This window comes from Embleya sp. AB8, assembly GCF_049739465.1.
In the GTDB taxonomy this organism is placed as follows: Bacteria; Actinomycetota; Actinomycetes; order Streptomycetales; family Streptomycetaceae; genus Embleya.
Genome location: NZ_JBMHHY010000011.1, coordinates 187,921 through 204,881, shown reverse-complemented (window position 1 = coordinate 204,881; position 16,961 = coordinate 187,921). Strand labels below are relative to the sequence as shown.

Annotated in this window: 15 protein-coding genes and 2 pseudogenes; 9 read left to right on the top strand and 8 right to left on the bottom strand. The window is 73.3% G+C overall.

Annotated elements, in window-relative coordinates:
* Positions 1–270 precede the first annotated feature (270 nt).
* The 3 genes from ABIA38_RS17855 to ABIA38_RS17845 all read left to right on the top strand — a co-directional run bounded on the left by ABIA38_RS17855 (position 271) and on the right by ABIA38_RS17845 (position 2,309).
* Complete coding sequence (locus ABIA38_RS17855) at positions 271–918, top strand: hypothetical protein (protein ID WP_424639650.1); 648 nt, start codon at positions 271–273, stop codon at positions 916–918.
* A 93-nt stretch (positions 919–1,011) separates the two neighbouring features.
* Positions 1,012–1,863, top strand: a complete 852-nt coding sequence (locus ABIA38_RS17850) for a DUF6544 family protein (RefSeq protein WP_424639649.1) — start codon at positions 1,012–1,014, stop codon at positions 1,861–1,863.
* A gap of 11 nt (positions 1,864–1,874) precedes the next feature.
* Positions 1,875–2,309 carry a pyridoxamine 5'-phosphate oxidase family protein gene (locus tag ABIA38_RS17845; RefSeq protein WP_424639648.1) on the top strand — a complete coding sequence of 145 codons (435 nt, stop codon included), beginning with the start codon at positions 1,875–1,877 and terminating at the stop codon, positions 2,307–2,309.
* Positions 2,310–2,503: 194 nt separating this feature from the next.
* Here ABIA38_RS17845 and ABIA38_RS17840 read toward each other — a convergent pair.
* From ABIA38_RS17840 to ABIA38_RS17830, 3 genes and pseudogenes are all read right to left on the bottom strand, one after another.
* Positions 2,504–2,906, bottom strand: a pseudogene (locus ABIA38_RS17840) (SulP family inorganic anion transporter); the annotation flags it as partial.
* A 2-nt stretch (positions 2,907–2,908) separates the two neighbouring features.
* Positions 2,909–3,219: pseudogene (locus ABIA38_RS17835) on the bottom strand (ArsR/SmtB family transcription factor).
* A 150-nt stretch (positions 3,220–3,369) separates the two neighbouring features.
* Positions 3,370–6,066: a GNAT family N-acetyltransferase gene (locus ABIA38_RS17830; protein ID WP_424639647.1), complete on the bottom strand. Its 2,697-nt coding sequence runs from the start codon at positions 6,064–6,066 to the stop codon at positions 3,370–3,372.
* A gap of 188 nt (positions 6,067–6,254) precedes the next feature.
* Here ABIA38_RS17830 and ABIA38_RS17825 point away from each other — a divergent pair, with 188 nt between their 5' ends.
* Together ABIA38_RS17825 and ABIA38_RS17820 are read left to right on the top strand one after the other, a co-directional pair.
* Positions 6,255–7,163, top strand: a complete 909-nt coding sequence (locus ABIA38_RS17825; RefSeq protein WP_424639646.1) for a universal stress protein — start codon at positions 6,255–6,257, stop codon at positions 7,161–7,163.
* Positions 7,164–7,219: 56 nt separating this feature from the next.
* Positions 7,220–8,137: a universal stress protein gene (locus ABIA38_RS17820; RefSeq protein WP_424639645.1), complete on the top strand. Its 918-nt coding sequence runs from the start codon at positions 7,220–7,222 to the stop codon at positions 8,135–8,137.
* Between the two features lie 35 nt (positions 8,138–8,172).
* On the opposite strand, the gene ABIA38_RS17815 is transcribed toward ABIA38_RS17820, so the two are convergent.
* Positions 8,173–8,418, bottom strand: coding sequence for a hypothetical protein (locus tag ABIA38_RS17815; RefSeq protein ID WP_424639644.1), 246 nt, complete (start codon positions 8,416–8,418; stop codon positions 8,173–8,175).
* Positions 8,419–8,616: 198 nt separating this feature from the next.
* On the opposite strand from ABIA38_RS17815, the gene proS reads away from it, so the two are divergent.
* Entirely contained in the window at positions 8,617–10,029 is a 1,413-nt protein-coding gene (proS, locus tag ABIA38_RS17810) for a proline--tRNA ligase (RefSeq protein ID WP_424639643.1), read from the top strand.
* A 32-nt stretch (positions 10,030–10,061) separates the two neighbouring features.
* Here the strand turns inward: proS and ABIA38_RS17805 are convergent, their stop codons facing one another.
* The gene (locus ABIA38_RS17805) at positions 10,062–10,964 is read right to left on the bottom strand and encodes a LysR family transcriptional regulator (protein ID WP_424639642.1); all 903 of its coding nucleotides are present in this window, start codon (positions 10,962–10,964) and stop codon (positions 10,062–10,064) included.
* Positions 10,965–11,084: 120 nt separating this feature from the next.
* Here ABIA38_RS17805 and ABIA38_RS17800 point away from each other — a divergent pair, with 120 nt between their 5' ends.
* The 3 genes from ABIA38_RS17800 to ABIA38_RS17790 all read left to right on the top strand — a co-directional run bounded on the left by ABIA38_RS17800 (position 11,085) and on the right by ABIA38_RS17790 (position 14,205).
* A complete protein-coding gene (locus ABIA38_RS17800; protein ID WP_424639641.1) occupies positions 11,085–11,927 on the top strand; it encodes an NAD(P)H-binding protein in 843 nt (280 codons plus the stop codon).
* Complete coding sequence (locus tag ABIA38_RS17795) at positions 11,924–12,493, top strand: DUF1772 domain-containing protein (protein ID WP_424639640.1); 570 nt, start codon at positions 11,924–11,926, stop codon at positions 12,491–12,493. Before ABIA38_RS17800 ends, ABIA38_RS17795 begins: the two co-directional genes overlap by 4 nt.
* Positions 12,494–12,765: 272 nt before the next feature.
* Entirely contained in the window at positions 12,766–14,205 is a 1,440-nt protein-coding gene (locus ABIA38_RS17790; protein WP_424639639.1) for a DUF2252 domain-containing protein, read from the top strand.
* A gap of 54 nt (positions 14,206–14,259) precedes the next feature.
* Here the strand turns inward: ABIA38_RS17790 and ABIA38_RS17785 are convergent, their stop codons facing one another.
* The 3 genes from ABIA38_RS17785 to ABIA38_RS17775 all read right to left on the bottom strand — a co-directional run bounded on the left by ABIA38_RS17785 (position 14,260) and on the right by ABIA38_RS17775 (position 16,922).
* Positions 14,260–14,718: a nuclear transport factor 2 family protein gene (locus ABIA38_RS17785; RefSeq protein ID WP_424639638.1), complete on the bottom strand. Its 459-nt coding sequence runs from the start codon at positions 14,716–14,718 to the stop codon at positions 14,260–14,262.
* A 240-nt stretch (positions 14,719–14,958) separates the two neighbouring features.
* Positions 14,959–15,888: an ornithine cyclodeaminase family protein gene (locus tag ABIA38_RS17780; protein ID WP_424639637.1), complete on the bottom strand. Its 930-nt coding sequence runs from the start codon at positions 15,886–15,888 to the stop codon at positions 14,959–14,961.
* Positions 15,885–16,922 carry a proline racemase family protein gene (locus tag ABIA38_RS17775; RefSeq protein ID WP_424639636.1) on the bottom strand — a complete coding sequence of 346 codons (1,038 nt, stop codon included), beginning with the start codon at positions 16,920–16,922 and terminating at the stop codon, positions 15,885–15,887. Before ABIA38_RS17775 ends, ABIA38_RS17780 begins: the two co-directional genes overlap by 4 nt.
* Between the last annotated feature and the right edge of the window lie 39 nt (positions 16,923–16,961).

Sequence of the window (16,961 nt, the reverse complement as noted above, 5' to 3'; positions counted from 1 at the left end):
CTGATTCGACGTCCCGGCTCCGGCCACAGGCGGTCTTCCCCGAACCATCGGGGGAGACCGCCGCTTTGCCGTGAGCCGCTCGCGGCTCGCAGCTCGCAGCTCGCCCGGCAACGTCCCTACCGCAACCGGCTGTTGGGCCTGCCGAGTCGGGCCGGTGGACCCTGTGGCGGGCGCCGGGCACGCGGGAGATTGACGGCACGGCCCGCGAAGACCACGCTCGCGGCCCAGCGTCGGGCAATCGGGCCCGGCGCCCACAGGGAGGGAATCGACATGGCAACGTCACACGACCACCGACTGTCCCCGCGCCTGCACCTGCCGCGCCACCGGACCTCGGCGCCCCGGACCACGATCGACGATGCCGGGCCCGACACGGTGACCGCGTCCCGGGCCGTCGCCCTGGTCCGGCCGACCGACGTCGCCGTCGCCGGACTGCGCGTGCTGCTGGGCTTCGTGTTCCTGTGGGCGTTCCTGGACAAGGCGTTCGGCCTCGGCTACGCGACCGCGAGCGGCAAGGGGTGGGTCGACGGCGGCTCCCCGACCAAGGGTTTCCTCTCCCACGTACACGTCGGCCCGATGGCCGGCACACTGCGCGGCTGGGCCGGCGAGGGCTGGGCGGACTGGCTGTTCATGCTCGGCCTGCTCGGCATCGGCGGCGCGCTGATCCTGGGTATCGGGCTGCGGATGGCGGCCCTGGCCGGCACCGCGATGATGGCGCTGATGTGGATCGCCGAATGGCCGCCCGCCAAGCACCTCGACACCGGCGCGGCCACCTCCTCCACCAACCCGTTCACCGACTACCACGTCATCTACGCCATCGCGTTGATCGCCCTCGCGGCGGTCGCGGTCGGCGGCCGGCTCGGGCTGGGCGCCCGGTGGGCCCGCCTGCCGATCGTGCGCGACCACCGCTGGCTGCTCTGACCCGCCGTCGGGCTCGGCCGGGCACCGTCCACCCGACGGGCCCGGCCGAGCCTTGCGCGTCGGACCACCCCGTACCGGAAGGAGCCGAAAGCCATGCGCACACCACGCCCGCGGCCCGGGGCACCCACCCCCGCACCGTTTGCCGACCGCCCGGCCGGCATCGGCGATCCCGCGCCCGAACCGCCCGAGCCGATCCGGCGCCTGCTCGCCCACACCGTGCCGTCCGGCGCGCCCACCCCGACCTCGGTGGAGTTGCGCGCGCACGGGCTGATTCGGGTACACCGGTGGTGGTGTCGGTTCGAATCCCGACAGATCCTGGTCCCGCCCACCGCGTTCCGCTGGGACGCGCGTGTGCGCGGGCCGGCCGGGATCCGGATCGACGGGTTCGATCGGCTGGGTCCGGACGGTGGCGCGATGCACTGGCGGCTGTTCGGCGTGTTGCCCTTCGTCGGCGCGTCGGGGGCGGATGTCACGCGCAGCGCCGCAGGCCGCCTGGCCGGGGAGTTCGTGCTGTTGCCCGCCTTCGCGGCGCACCGCGACGTGCACTGGGAACCGGTGGACGACACGCGGGCCCGTGCCCGGGTCGCCGTCGCCGGCCATCCACACGAGGTGACGGTGACCGTGACCCCGTCCGGCGCCCTGGCCTCGGTCTCACTGCCGCGGTGGGGCAACCCCGACGGGGGTCCCTTCCGCGAACATCGCTTCACCGCCACCTGCGAAGGCGAGGTGTCGCGCGGCGGGTTCCTCCTACCGAGCGGAATCCGGGCCGGCTGGGACGATGCCGAACCCTTCATCCGCTACGACTTCGACACCGCCGAGTTCCACCGAGTTGCGCCGAAGCCATCGTCGGGACCGCCCGCTACGGAGAGTCCCACCGGGCCCGTGAGCACAGGGCCGTTCGGCCCTGGTCACCGACCCGGTCGGAATTCGAGGGTGGAGGAATGAGCGAACACCCCGTGACGAAACGTCCCCTCGGCCGCCGGGAGACATTGCAACTGATGGCGAGCACACCGGTGGGACGTGTCGTCGTCACCGAGGGCGCGCTGCCGGCCGTACATCTCGTGGCGTTCGCCCTCGACGGGGAGTGCGTGGTGTTTCGCGCTCCGAGCGACTCGTCACTGGCCAAGGCCGCCCACGAAGCGGTGGTCGCCTTCCAGGCCGACCACATCGACCCGGCCACGCGGACCGGCTGGACGGGCACCGTCACCGGCCACGCCTCCCGCGTCGCCGATCCGTCCGCCGTCGCCCGCCTGACGCACCTGTTTCCCGACGTCGGAGGTGCCGACGAGGACCAGGCATGGTTCCGGGTCACCTCCGAGTTCGTCACCGGCAGGCTCGTGCACCGGTCGGTCGACGTGCGCACTCCCGCCGAACCCGATGTCCCGATGTAGCGGACACCACCCGAGGCGACGTGCCGCGACCTCGGCCGCCGCCCTCCGACGGGAGGACCGGCCGCCGGGGCGGAGCGGGTCGGCCGGCGGCGTCGTGGTCGGTGTCGTTCAGGACGACGGCGGACCGCCGCCGAGATGGCCAGGGCGGCGCCCTGCGGGTGGCCGGCGAAGTCCCGGACCGCGTGCCGGGCCGCGGGGGCGGGGACGTAGGCCATGTACCCGCCCGCCTTCGCCGGCGCCAACGCGATGAGCAAGGGGCCCGGCGAGGAAGCCGACCGCCGGCACCCCGGGCGCGCCGTGCGCGTGCACGATCGGCACCAGCACCACGGTCATCGCCCCGGTCGGCCCGGACACCTGGAGGTTCGACCCGCCGAACACCGCCGCCAGGACCCCCACGACCACCGCCGTCGCGAGCCCGGCCGCCGCGCCGAGGCCGGAGGAGATCCCGAAGCCGAGCGCGAGCGGCAACGCGACGATCGCCACGGTCGCCCCGGCGATCGGATCCCGGCGCGGCCGGCGGCGCGCCGCCGCCGCATCGGCGCGCCGGGGAAGAAGTGCGCGGATCCGCGACCAGGGGGACCTCCACACGGTACGCACGCTCACGAGGCGGCAGCCTCCGCCTCGCGCAGCTCGTCCGGGAGTTCCTGCCGTCCGGCCGGCATCTCGGTGAGGATCCGGCGCGCGGCGCGCATCAGGTCGGCGACGTCCCCGCCGGCGAGCCGGTGGACGACGGTGGCCCCGTCCCGGCTGGAGGTGACGATCCCAAAGCGGCGCAGCACGGCGAGCTGCCGGGACAGGTTCGACGGCTCGACCTCGATGGCGGCCGGCAGGGCGCGGACCGGCTGCGGACCGGCAGCGGGCCGTCCTGCAACAACTCCGACACCCGGATCCGGACGGGGGGTCCGAGCATCCCGAAGAGCCGGCCTCGGCCGCCCCGCCCCCAGGGCCCGGTACCCGCCCGGCGGGTTGCGGGTTCGCGCCGACCCGGCCGCCGGTCCGGTCCGGCCCACGCCGACTCGGACCGGTCGACTCCCTCGAACGCGCCCCGATCGGCCCGGGTTCAGCGCAGGCGACGCAGGTACGGGTCGTGTTCGTGCCGAGGCGCCAGGCGGATCCTGGCGTCGACGACGGTGACCCCGTCCGGGCGGGCGATCAGCGGGTTCAGGTCGGCCTCGACGAGTTGCGGGATGTCGTCGGCGAGCCTGGACAACCGGTGCAGGATGTCCTCGATCCCGGCGGTGTCGGTGGGTACCGCGCCCCGGTGGCCGTAGATCAGCGGCGCCCCGCGCGAGCCGACCAGTAACGACCGGGCGTCCAGATCGGTCAGCGGGGTCAACCGGGCGCCGTGGTCGCCGAGCACGTCGGTGGCCACCCCACCGAGGCCGAACACCACCAGCGGGCCCAGCACTTCGTCCTGGGTCACCCCGGCGATCAGTTCCACCCCGGATTCCGCCATGGGCTGCACGATCACCCGCTCCATCAGCACGCCTACTCGCCGGGCGAGATCGGTGTACGCCTCACGCACCGCGTCGTCGCCGATCAGCCGCAGGCGCACCCCGCCCACGTCGCTCTTGTGCACGAGGTGCGGACCATGAGCCTTGAGCACGACCGCGCCCTCCGCGCCCAGCGGCGCCAGCTCGCGCGCCATCGCCACCGCCTCCTCGGCGTCGAACGCCTCCCGCCAGGGGGTCGGCTCGATCCCGTACGCGCCCAGCATGCGCGCGCACTCTCGCGGCGACAGCCAGCCGCCCTCGGGGTCGCGGAGCAGGAACTCGGCGGCGATCGAGCGGGCCAGGGAACGATCGACGTCGGGCAGGGCCGGTACCGTACCGCGCGGTCGGGTCAACCACATCGCCCGCTCGTGGGCGTGTGCGAGCGCGACGGCCGCGGTGCGCGCGTCGCCGTACACCGGCACATTGCCACCCACGGCGGGCAACAGTTCGACGGCGGCGGCGCGTTCCGGGGCGATCACCAGGACCGGCCGCTTGCGGACCGCGGGACCGGCCAGGATGTCGCCGAGCGGGTCGCCGAGCGCGGTCGGGGCCAGGGCCAGCACCACGGCGTCCACGTGCCCGGCGGCGATCACCCGGTCCACGCACCGGCGCAGGGTCGCCCCGTCGACGGTGGCGGTGGTGTCCACCGGGTTGGCGCACGCGGCGCCGGCGGGCAGCAGGGCGCGGAGTTCGGCCTCGAGGTCGGCGCCGAAGCGCGGCACGACCAGGCCCGCGTCCACACAGGCGTCCGCGGCCAACACGCCGGCGCCGCCCGCGTTGCCGATCACCGCGACCGCGGCACCGTCGGGCAGCGGCTGGGCGTACAGCAGCGCCGCGATCGCGACCAGGTCGCCCAGGGTCTGTGCGGCGGTCACCCCGGCCTGGCGGAACAGCGCCGCGCGCGCCACCGTGGGGGTGACCGCCGCGGCGGTGTGCGATCCGGCCGCGCGGCGTCCGGCGGCGGAGCGCCCGGCGTCCACGGTCAGCACCGGCTTGGTGCGGCCGACGGCGCGCGCGATCCGGGAGAACTTGCGCGGGTTGCCGAAGGATTCCAGGTGCAGGATCGCCATCGTGGTTCGGGTGTCGGCCTGCCACCACTGAAGCATGTCGTTACCGCTGACGTCGTACTTGTCACCGAGCGACGCGAACGTGGACACCCCGATCCCCAACCGGTTCAACTGCTCCATCAACGCGATCCCCACCCCGCCGGACTGCACCGCGACGCCCGCACCGCCCGGCGCGGGGACGACCCAGCCGAAGGTCGCGTTCAGCGCCGTCGCGGGATCGGTCTGCGCGATGCCCAGGCAGTTGGGGCCGACCATCCGCATCCCGTGCCGGCGGACGGAGTCGTGCACGCGCGCGGCCTGCTCGGGCGTGCCGCCCGAGGTCACCACGACCAGGGCCCGCACACCGACACGCCCGCAGTTCTCGACCAGATCCGGGACCGCGCCGGCGGGAACGGCGACCACCACCAGATCCGGCACCTGGGGCAACCGGTCCGGCGTCGGGAACGCGGGCACGCCGTCCACCTCGGTCGCGGTGGGATGCAGCACCGCCAGGGACCCGGTGTAGTGCGCCGCCTTCAGGTTGCGCAGCAGGGCCCGGCCGACCGAATCCGCCCGATGCCCGGCACCCGCCACCGCGACCGACCGGGGTGCGAACAGCGGCACCAGGCCGGCCACGTCCGCGAGCGCCTCGCGTCGGGCCAGCGCGGTCAGGTAGCGCTCGGTCGTAAGGTCGTCGCCGTCCAGCGGGATCACGCAGGTCAGCACGCCGGCATCGAGCCGGTTGCGGATCGGCAGCCCCAGGTCCTCCAGGACCCGCAACATCGGCCGATTCCACGCCAAGGTGTCCGCGACCAGCGTGCGTACCTTGTCGGCGCGCGCCATCGCGACCACGTGCTCGATCAACAACGTGCCGATCCCGCGGCCGTGCCAGGAATCGGCCACCGCCAACGCGAGTTCGGCCGTGCCGGAGCCGGCTTCGCCGTTGTACTCGACGACGCCGATCACCTCGTCGCCGTCGTGGGTGAGCGCGAGCAGCGCGCCGCACCCGGCCCGGTCGGGCGTACTCACCCGCTCGGCGGTCTCGCGCACCGACGTGTCCGAGGCACCGAAGAATCGCAGGTGCAGATTCTCCGTCGACATCGCGCGATGCATCGCCAGGATCCGATCCCGATCGTCGGGGTTCGGCCGGCGCAGCAGTACGGTCTCGCCGTCGGCGGCCAGCGCCCAGACCTCGTGCGGTGTGCCCAACTCGTTCATCGACTCGTTCCCTTCGACCGAGGCGCGCCCGCGCCGCTCGCCGCCAGCATCGCGCCGCTCACCACGGCCGGGCAGGGCCGACCGGTCCCGCGGCCCGGGTCCAACGGCCCTGTCCGGACCCCCTGGAACGGAGCATTGTTCGAAGCACGGGCCGACGGGCGATCGGCCTCGGAGAGAGGGAGCCGACGGTGACCACGAACCAGGAGACAGCACCGATCGTCGTGGGCGTCGAGCACACCGACGCGGGTCGGCTCGCCGTGGTGTGGGCGGCCGACGAGGCGGCCCGTCGCGGCCTGCCGCTACGCCTGGTGCACGCCCTCGACTGGCCCCCCGGGATCGACCACGACACCGCGCCGAACCCGCATCGGCAGACCTGGAGCGATCGTTTCCGCTCGGCCGGCCTCCGCGCGCTCGACGAGGCCCGTGAACTCGCCACCAGCCGCCACCCCGGGCTCGCCGCGGAGACGGTCCTGGCCCACGGCGCACCCGTGCCGGTCCTGCGCGAGCACACGCGCGACGCGGCGATGCTCGTGCTGGGCTCGCGCCGCCTGTCCGCGGCCACCGAATTGTTGACCACCGGCGGCATCGCGGTACCGCTCACCGCGCACGCGACGTGCCCGGTCGTCGTCGTCCGCGTACCCGAGCACACCACCGCCGACCCCGCCACGATCGTGGTCGGCGTGGACGGGTCCGCGCACAGCGAGCCCGCCGTGGCGTACGCGTTCGACGAGGCCGCCCGGCGCGGCGCCACGATCGTGGCGGTCGCCGTCCGGCAGCCCTCCGGTGGTTTGTTGGCCGGGCTGCAGATGGGCGAGGAGATGCAGGAGGGCCGGCTCCGGCTCGCCGAGACCCTCGCCGGGTGGACCGAGAAGTATCCGAATGTGCCGGTGCGTCGCGAGGTCGCCGTCGGACATCCGGTCAAGGTGCTGCGAGACGCCGCCGAGCACGCGCTGTGCCTGGTCGTCGGCACCCGCGGCCGAGGCGGCTTCACGGGCCTGCTGCTGGGCTCGGTCGGCCACGGACTGATCCATCACGCCCGCTGCCCACTCGTGATCGTCCCGACCCCACACGGCGAGGAGGCGGCCGACCGGCACTGAACCGGCACCACCGGCCGGCCCTCGGCCACCGACCACCATGCGAAAGGTAATCCACCATGAAGCAGGCCACGCCCCCCGCCGGATCGCCCAGTCGGCCGACTCCGCCCCGGGGCCATGTCGTCGTCGGGTTCGACGGCTCACCCGGCGCCGAACGCGCCGTGGACCTGGCCGCCGACGAAGCCGCGCGCCGACACACCACCCTGGAGGTGCTGCACGCCCTGGAATGGGTCGAATTCGGCAGCGCCGACGACCGATTCGCCGAACAACTACGGGAGAACGCCCACGCCATCGTCGACCGGGGCGCCACCCGCGCCCGCACGCGCCGGCCCGACCTGCGCGTCCTCGCCACCGTCGAAATCGCCGACGCCGTCGACGTATTGGCGGCGGCGAGCGATCGCGCCGCATTGCTGGTGGTCGGCAGTCGAGGCATGGGCGGCTTCGCCGGCCTCCTGATGGGCTCGGTCAGCCTGCCGGTATCGGCGACTTCCCGCTGCCCGTTGCTGGTCGTGCACCCCGACCACGACACCGTCGCCGACCGCGTGCCGAAGCCGGTCGTGGTCGGCGTCTCCACCGACGACTGCGCCGCGGCCCTGGAGGTCGCGTTCGCCCAGGCATACGCCCGGAACGTCCCCCTGCGCGCGATCCACGCGTGGCGCTACCCCGCGATGATGGCGGGCGGCATCGGCTACGCCCCGGCCGCGTGGGTCATGGACGACTGGCGCAGCGCGGCGCAGACCTCGTTGACCGCCGCCCTCAAGCCCCTGCGCGCCCAGTACCCGTACGTCACCGTCACCGACGACCTCATCCTCGACACTCCCGCACACGCCCTGATCACCGCGAGCACCGACGCCGACCTGGTCGTACTGGCCGCCCACCGCAAGACCGGCCGCTTCGGCCCCAACCTGGGCCGCGTCACCCACACCGTCCTCCATCACGCCAAGTCCCCGATCCTGCTCGTCCCGATCCACGCCTGATCCCGGAACGACCGAGACGCCGACCCGCACGGGACTCACCCTCGCCGGCCACCACCCACCGCGGCCGAGCGGCCGGCGGTCAGGCCGCCCGGGTGTTCGGCCAGGAGTCGGTCATCCAGGCCGGCAGGTACTTGAACTCCGGTGAGGGCGATGGCGCCGCCGGGGCGCGGACCGGATTCGGCCGCCATGGCCTCCGTGGCCGGCGCGGCCGGGGTGACGGACAGGATGGCGCCGCCGGTCAGGGCGGCCGAGGCGGCGAGTGCTTCGCGTCGAGTGGGCATGACCGCACTCTGGTCCGGGCCGAGGGTCCAATCCATGGCCCCAGGTGGAGAGTTGGGGTGGGGACAGGCCCACCTGAGCACCACCCTGCGGCCTTCACGAGGGCACCTCAGGGCGCGCGCCCGGTCCGGTCGGTGGAGCCGGTCGAGCGGCGAATATCGATTCGTGCTCGGCCGGATCGGCATCCTACGATGCCGGCCATGGCCAAAGCAGCTGTACTCACCCCCCGGGCGGACGACTTCCCCCGCTGGTACCAGGACGTGGTCGACAAGGCCGAACTGGCCGACAACGGTCCGGTGCGCGGCACCATGGTCATCCGACCGTACGGGTACGGCCTGTGGGAGCGCATGCAGCAGGAGTTGGACGCCCGGATCAAGGCGGCGGGCGCCTCGAACGCCTACTTCCCGCTGATGATCCCGCAGTCCTACCTGACCCGGGAGGCCGAGCACGTCGAGGGATTCGCCCCCGAGCTGGCCGTCGTCACGCACGGCGGCGGCAAGGAGTTGGAGGAGCCCGTCGTCATCCGCCCGACCTCCGAGACGATCGTCAACGACTACTTCGCCAAGTGGGTGCAGAGCTATCGCGACCTGCCGCTGCTGATCAACCAGTGGGCGAACGTGGTGCGCTGGGAGCTGCGCCCGCGCGTGTTCCTGCGCACGACGGAGTTCCTGTGGCAGGAGGGCCACACCGCGCATGCGACCTACGCGGACGCCCGCGACTATGCCGCGCGCATCCAGCGGGACGTCTACGCCGACTTCATGACGAACGTCCTGGGCATGGATGTGGTGCCGGGGCGCAAGACGGTGCGGGAGCGGTTCGCCGGGGCGATCAACACGCTGACCCTCGAAGGCATGATGGGCGACGGCAAGGCGCTCCAGATGAGCACCAGCCACGAGCTGGGGCAGAACTTCGCCAAGGCGTTCGACACCCGGTATCTGTCGAAGGAGGGGCAGCGGGAGTACGTCTGGCAGACCTCCTGGGGGTCCACGACCCGGATGGTCGGCGCGCTGGTGATGATGCACGGGGACGACGACGGGCTGCGGGTCCCGCCGCGCCTGGCGCCGATTCAGGCGGTGGTGGTGGCGGTCAAGGGCGATGACGCGGTCCTGGCCGAGGTGCGTGCGATCGGCGATCGGCTGACGGCGGCGGGCGTTCGGGTGCATGTGGACGACCGCACCGATGTCCCGTTCGGTCGCCGGGCGGTCGACTGGGAGCTCAAGGGCGTGCCGGTCCGGATCGAGGTCGGGCCGCGCGATCTGGCCGACGGCACCGCCGTGTTGGTCCGGCGGATCCCGGGCAGCAAGGATCCGGTGGCGATCGCCGCGCTGCCCGAACTGGTGCCCGGCGTACTGACCGAGGACCAGGCGCTGCTCCTCGCCCAATCGCGCGCCCGTCGGGAGAGCCGGACCGTCGAGGTGACCTCGATCGACGAGGCCGTCGAGGCCGCGCGCACCGGCTGGGGCCGGATCCCCTGGGCCGCGCTGGGCCCGGAGGGCGAGGCGAGGCTGGCCGAGCGGGGCGTGTCGGTGCGGTGCCTGGTCGCCGCCGACGGCTCGGTCCCCGAGCGCGACGACCAGCCGGGCAACATCGCGGTCGTGGCCCGCGCGTACTGATGTGTGCGGCCGACCCGATCCCGAGTGTCTGCTCAGCGGGGTCGGGTCGGCGCCGGGCGCAACGTGAGGGCCACGTCGTTGAAGGCGCGGATCCGGGCGGTTTCGTGGGAGGCGCGCCAGATGAAGCCCCAATCGACGGTCGGCGCGTCGGCGAACGGGATGTAGGCCACATCGGGGCGGGTGTAGAAGCGGGTCACCTGGCCACCGACCGTGAACGCCCCCTCGTTGGCGCCGATCAGCGCCAGCGCCTCCATGAAGGAGGAGACCCGGGGTCCGTGCGCGATCGGCCGTCCCTGCGCGGTGTGGCCGGGGACCCGGTCCTCGACGAAGGAGACCGGCGCGTTCTCGGGAAAGCGCAGCAGCCGCACTCGGGCCAGGTCCTCCTGGGTGACCTGCGCCCGGGTCGCGAACGGGTGCCTGGACGAGACGGCCAGGTAGCGGGGTTCGGCCCACAACACCGGGCCCTCGACCATGTCCGACTCCTGGATCGGACGGGGGGTGAGGACCATTTCGGTGTGGTGGTCGCGCAGGTCCGAGAGGCTGTTGTGGATCTGCAGTTCGTGGATGAACACCTCGCCGGCGGGGTGCGCGGCCCGGTAGGCGCGGGCCACCTCCAGCACGAATCCACCCGCGGCGGCGCCGAGAAAGCCGACCCGCAGCGGCCCCTCGAAGCCCCGGGCGGCCATGATCGCGCGCTCCAGCGCGTGCCGGACCTGCTCGTAGCCCGGACGCAGGTCCTCGTGGAACTGGGTGCCGATGGTGGTCAGCCCGACCAACCGGCTGGTCCGGTCGAACAGCGCGGCACCGACCCGGCGTTCGAGTTTGCGGATGATCTGGCTGATCCGGCCGGTAGTCACGCCGAGCCGCTCGGCCGCGCGGCCGAAGTGCAGTTCCTCGGCGAGCGTAAGAAACGCCTCTATCTCGTATCGTTCCACGAAGGTCCCCGCCCACATCGTTGACTGCTTCTCAACGATAGTTGATCAAGGCGTCCTTGTTCCCGACCGGTGGCTGATCGATCGTTGAGGCACACCTTCGCTTCATCGAACGGACGTGACATGACCGAGAGTTCAGGCAAGATCCTGGTGCTGGGCGGAACGGGGAAGACGGGTCGCCGAATCGTCGACCTGCTCCGCGCGCGCGGCGCCGACGTGCGGGTGGGCTCGCGGGGGGCCGACCCGGCGTTCGACTGGGAGAACCCGGCGACGTGGCCGCCGGCACTGATGGACGTGGACGCGGTCTACGTGTCCTTCTTCCCGGACCTGGCGGTGCCCGGCGCCCCGGCGGCGATCCGGGCCTTCACCGAGACCGCGACCAGCGCGGGCGTGCGGCACCTGGTGCTGCTGTCCGGGCGCGGCGAGGAGGAGGCGCAGACGTGTGAACGTGTCGTGGCGGACTCGGGAATCCCGTGGACCGTGCTGCGGGCGAGTTGGTTCGACCAGAACTTCAGCGAGAACTTCCTGGTCGGACCGGTCCTGGAGGGCGAGGTCGTACTGCCGGTCGGCGACGTGGGCGAACCCTTCGTGGACACCGACGACATCGCCGAGGTGGCCGTCGCCGTGCTCACCGAGGAGGGGCACCACGGGCGTACCTACGAGCTGACCGGGCCTCGCCTGCTCACCTTCGCCGACGCCGTCGCGGAGATCGCGACGGCGGCCGGACGCGACATCGGGTTCGTCTCCGTCGGCGCGGACGAGTACGCCAAGGCGCTCGAGGCGGCCGGCCTGCCCGAGGGCGACATCGAGTTCCTCACCTACCTGTTCACCACGGTGCTCGACGGGCGCAACGCGCACGTCGAGGACGGGGTCCGCCAGGTCCTCGGCCGGGCGCCGCGCGACTTCGGCGAGTACGCCCGCAACACCGCCGCCACCGGGATCTGGCACCCGACGGAGGCCTCGTGAAGCGCCTGCGGATGGCCACCCTCGTGGCGGCCACGATCACCTCGGGGCTGAACGCCGGTCTGTTCGCCGGGTTCGCCTACTCGGTGATGCCGGGTCTGCGGCGCAGCGACGACCACGCGTTCGTCGAGGTCATGCAGAACATCAACGAGGTGATCGTCAATCCGCTGTTCATGAGTTGCTTCATGGGCGGGCTCGGCTGCGCGGTGGCCACGGTGTGGCAGAACCGACGCAGCACCGATCGTGCGCTGCGTGGCTGGTTGCTCGCCGGGTGCGCGGGCTATGCCGCGATGTTCCTGATCACGGTGGGCTTCAACGTGCCGCTCAACGACAAGTTGGCCGCGGCGGGTGACCCGAACCACGTGAGCGATCTCGCGGCGGTCCGGGCGGCGTTCGAGGACAAGTGGGTCGCGTGGAACATCGCGCGGGCCGTGGCCAATATGGCCTCGTTCGCCGGTTTCGCCTGGGCGCTGGTGCTGGCGGGCCGCGGCGACCGGCACGGTGTGCCGGACCTCGCGCGGGTCACGGCGACGACCGCACCCGGCGCGCGGTTGGTCGGCTCGCGCTGAGCGGGGCCGGTGGGTGGGGCCGGTTCCGGTCCCACCCACCGGCCCGCCCGGTGTGCCGTCGGCGGCGGACCGGGCGGGGCGACTCGGCGTCGTGTACATGCGCGCGGCGGGCGTCACTCGTTGGATCCACCCGGCTCGCCCGGACCCGGCGTGCCGCGTCTCCTGGGGAGGGGCGGTGCGCCGCCCTTCCCCCGGATGGCCGATACCGGACACCGGGAGCACCGTGCGGACGGCCCGCGTCCGCGGGTTCGATCCGGCCCCGGAGGCAGGCGATGACGTCGACCGCGAACAGCGACGCCCGCGACGGCGCCCGTCCGTCGCCCCCGTCGCCCCCTTCGCCCCGGGAGCGGGCCGAGCGCGGCCGGGCCGCGCGGGCCCGGGCGCCGCGGTCGAGCCACGCCGAGTACGCGCCGACCGAGCGGCGACCGGACCCGATGGCCGTGATCGAGCGGCAATCGGCCTCACGCGTACCGGAGTTGGTGCCGATCCGGTACGGGCGGATGGCCGAGTCGCCGTTCCGGTTCTATCGGGGTGCCGCCGCGATCATGGCCGGTGACCTCGCCGGCACCGCGACGTCGGGCCTTCGGGTCCAGGTGTGCGGCGATGCGCACATGTTGAACTTCCGGCTGCTGGCCTCGCCCGAGCGGCTGCTGCTCTTCGACCTCAACGACTTCGACGAGACGCTGCCCGGCCCGTGGGAGTGGGACGTGAAACGGCTGGCGACCAGTCTCGTCATCGCCGGGCGCGAGAACGGCTTCACCGACCGGGAGCGGGCCGACGTCGTGCGCACGACGGTGCGGTTCTATCGGGAGGCGATGCGCGGCTTCGCCCGTATGCGCAATCTCGACGTGTGGTACGCCAAGGCCGACGCGGACCGGGTCCGGGCGCTGGCGTCGGGGCAGTTGCACAAGCGGGCCCGCAGGCAGGTGTCCCGCGCGCTGGCCAAGGCCCGGACCCGGGACAGCCTCCAGGCCTTCGGCAAGCTCACCCGCACGGTCGACGGGGAGCCCCGGATCATCTCCGCTCCCCCGCTGATCACGCCGATCGCCGAACTCTCCTCCGGTCGGGGAGGCGACGCGCTGGCGGGGCGGCTCGGCGAGCTGATCGAGCGGTATCGCCGTACGCTGCGCTCCGATCTGTGCCGGCTGCTCGACCAGTACACGGTGGTGGACATCGCCCGCAAGGTGGTCGGGGTCGGCAGTGTCGGCACGAGGTGTTGGATCCTGCTCCTGCTCGGCCGGGACCGCGAGGATCCCCTGTTCCTCCAGGCGAAGGAGGCGGACGAGTCGGTCCTGGCCGCACACGTCGGCGCCGGCTCGACGGCGACGCAGGGTGAGCGGGTCGTCGCCGGGCAGCGGTTGATGCAGGCCGCCGGTGACCTGCTCCTGGGCTGGGAGCGGGTGGACGGGATCGACGGCCGCGCACGGGACTTCTACGTTCGCCAGCTCCGCGACTGGAAGGGCGTCGCCGAACCCGCGCTGATGGCGCCGCAGGGGATGCGGGTGTTCGGCGAACTGTGCGGTGCCACCCTGGCCCGCGCCCACGCCAGGTCCGGCGACCGGATCGCCGTCGCCGCCTACCTGGGCGGCGGCGATCGGTTCGACCGGGCCGTGGCCACGTTCGCCGAGAGCTACGCCGACCAGAACGAACGCGACCACGCCGCGCTGCTGGAGGCGGTGCGGACCGGGCGGGTCACCGCCGAGCAGCTCTGACCGAGCAGCTCTGACCCGGCGTCGAGGGGGCCCGGGCCGCGGGCCGGGTCGCGCTCAGCCGGCCGCCCCGGGGGATCCGTCGGCGAAGGCGGTTGCCACCGCCAGGCTGTCCTCGTAGATGTGGTGGCGGGTGATCAGCCCGTGTTCGACGGTGACATGCATGGCGAATCGGGCGGTGTAGGCGCGTCCCGTGGCCCGCGCGGTCTGCCGGATCTCGCCCAGGATGACCGCGTCCGGTCCGTCGACGAGGATACGCTCGACCGTGGTGCCGACGAGTTCGGGCACATGGTGTTCGGCGATCAGCCGGTAGTGGTCCGCCGCGTCCGCGCGGGTGGAGCGGTGTCGGATCCACGGTGTGGCGGCCCGCCCGTGTTCGGTGGGCGGCCAGTTCAGCTTCCAGTCGGCGTCGTCGGCATACAGCTCCGCGACAGCGCGGAAGTCGCCCGCTCCGATCCGGCGCAGCAGCTCGGCGACGATCTCCCGGGTGGTCTCCGCGGTTTCGTTCGTGCTCATCCGACTCGTCCTTCGTGCTCCGTGCGGGAATCGGCCGGTCCGATTCGCCGTGCCCGCACACTACGGAGCGTGCCGGCCGAGCGAATCCGTCACGTATCGGTAATGCGGCGCGTCGGCGGTGAGCTACTGGCCGTCGGCGCGGCGCCGCCGACCGGGGACGACCCGTTGGACGCGCTGATCGTGCAACCGGCCGCCGCGTACGAACCGGCCGGGAGACTCCCGCTGTTCCCGGGCTGGGCGTCAGGCGCTCCGGTATGCGGCGACCGCCACGGCCAGGTCCTCCCACGACATGCCGACGCTCTTGAAGAACCGGGGCCGGTCGGTGGGCACGGCCGCCTTGTCGCGTACCAGTTCCGCGAGGTTGGTCTGTGCCGCGCGGTCCGCGAAGGCGCCCTCGGCGAGCGGGATCAGCAGGTCGCCGGCCTCGCGGTGGGCGGTGGTCCGTGCCTCGACGTAGACGGCGGAGCGACGTACCAGGGCGGTGTCCACCTCGCGGGCGGTCGGTTCGTGCGAGCCGACCGCGACCACCGTGGCCCGGTCCGGCACCAGGTCGCCGTCGAACAGCGGGGTCCTGGCCGTCGTGCAACACACCACGAGGTCCGCGTCCACGACCGCGTCCGGGGTGCCGAGGGTCGCGGTGAGGCCGAGCGAACGGGCGTACGCGGCAAGGGCCTCGGCCGGTTCGGGCCGGCGGGCGACCACGGTGAGCCGGGTCAGCGGACGGGCCGCGAGCAGCGCGTCGAGGTGCCCGTACGCCTGGGGTCCGGTGCCGAACAACACCAGATGCGCCGCGTCGGGGACGGCCAGGCGACGTACGGCGACCGCGCTGACCGCCGGGGTCCGCAGCGAGGTGAGCGCCTCGCCGTCGAGCAGGGCCAGTGGGCGCAGTGTCGGTCCGTCGAGGAGCAGGTAGGTGCCGGTGATCCGGGGCAGGCCGCGCGCCGGGTTGGCGGGGGCGACGCCGGCGATCTTCACGCCGACGTGGTCGGCGCCGGCGGCAGGCATCAGCAGCAGCTCGCCGGCCGGGACCGGCACGATCGAGCGCGCCGGCACGGTCTCCGGGTCGAGGCCGTCGAGCAGCACCCGCTCGATCGCGTCGGCGGCTGCCGTCGGGGGCAGTGCGACGGGCACGTGTCGCGGGAGGGGCGGCGTCGGGTCGAGGGTCGTCACAGCAGGAATCCCGTCCCCAGCGTGTCGTCGGCGTGCAGGAGGAATCGGTGTTCGCCGGTTCGGTGCGCGGTTCCGGTGACCTCGGTGATCACGCCCTGGGGGTGGTACCCGGCGAGTCGGCCGGTGAAGACGGTGCCGGTGATCGACTCGTGGCGCAGTTCGTCGTCGGGTCCGAGGCGGCCGCTGTCGGCCAGCAGGGCGAGGCGGGCCGAGGTGCCCGAGCCGCACGGGGAGCGGTCGATCTGGCCGTCGGCGAAGACGGTGACGTTGCGCTGGTTGGGTCCGCTCGCGCCGGCCGGGAGTTCCTCGTGCAGGATCACCCCGTAGACGCCGGAGAGCATCGGGTCGTCGGGGTGTCGGGTGGTCGGCTCGTCGGCGAGGGCGGCGCGGATCTCCCGCCCGATCGTGGTGAGTTCGGGTAGCCGGTCGGTGGTGACGGTCAGGCCGAGCGAGGTCGCGTCGACCGAGGCGTAGCAGGCGCCGGAGTGGGCGATGTCGACGGACGCGGTGCCGCGCGAGGTGGACACCGCGATCTTGCGCGCGGCGATCCGGGTGGGGACGTTGCGGAAGGTCACGTCGGTGGTCCGCCCGGCCTGCCTGCGTACGGTGGCGGTGACCCGGCCGGAGGGTACGTCGATCCGGACCCGGGCGACGCCGTCGTCGGGTGCGGCGACGAGTCCGGAGTCCACGGCCCAGGCGCCGAGCGCGATGGTGCCGTGTCCGCAGGCGGTGGAGTAGCCGTCCTTGTGCCAGAAGAGCACGCCCAGGTGTGCCTCGTCGTCGTCGGGCGGGACCACGAAACCGCCGTACATCCCGGCGTGGCCGCGCGGTTCGTGGGTGAGCAGGCGCCGGATGTCGTCGAGCGGGCCGCGGCGCGGGGCGGTGGCGGTGCCGCCCGCGCCGATCGCGATCGCGCGGCGCTCGGCGACGGTGTCGCCGGCGATGGGAGGCAGGCCCGTGCGCACGATCCGGAAGGGTTCGCCTGCCGTGTGGTAGTCGACGGTCTCGACGACCGTGGTCGGGTCGTTGGTCATCGGGATGCCTCCGGGGCAGTGGGGCTCTTGGGCGGGGCT

Excerpts from the sequence above, each read along its gene's own strand:
- ABIA38_RS17855 (WP_424639650.1), top strand. The coding sequence starts at position 271 with ATGGCAACGTCACACGACCACCGACTGTCCCCGCGCCTGCACCTGCCG.
- ABIA38_RS17850 (WP_424639649.1), top strand. The coding sequence starts at position 1,012 with ATGCGCACACCACGCCCGCGGCCCGGGGCACCCACCCCCGCACCGTTT.
- ABIA38_RS17830 (WP_424639647.1), bottom strand. The coding sequence starts at position 6,066 with ATGAACGAGTTGGGCACACCGCACGAGGTCTGGGCGCTGGCCGCCGAC.
- ABIA38_RS17820 (WP_424639645.1), top strand. The coding sequence starts at position 7,220 with ATGAAGCAGGCCACGCCCCCCGCCGGATCGCCCAGTCGGCCGACTCCG.
- ABIA38_RS17815 (WP_424639644.1), bottom strand. The coding sequence starts at position 8,418 with ATGCCCACTCGACGCGAAGCACTCGCCGCCTCGGCCGCCCTGACCGGC.
- proS (WP_424639643.1), top strand. The coding sequence starts at position 8,617 with ATGGCCAAAGCAGCTGTACTCACCCCCCGGGCGGACGACTTCCCCCGC.
- ABIA38_RS17800 (WP_424639641.1), top strand. The coding sequence starts at position 11,085 with ATGACCGAGAGTTCAGGCAAGATCCTGGTGCTGGGCGGAACGGGGAAG.
- ABIA38_RS17790 (WP_424639639.1), top strand. The coding sequence starts at position 12,766 with ATGACGTCGACCGCGAACAGCGACGCCCGCGACGGCGCCCGTCCGTCG.
- ABIA38_RS17785 (WP_424639638.1), bottom strand. The coding sequence starts at position 14,718 with ATGAGCACGAACGAAACCGCGGAGACCACCCGGGAGATCGTCGCCGAG.
- ABIA38_RS17775 (WP_424639636.1), bottom strand. The coding sequence starts at position 16,922 with ATGACCAACGACCCGACCACGGTCGTCGAGACCGTCGACTACCACACG.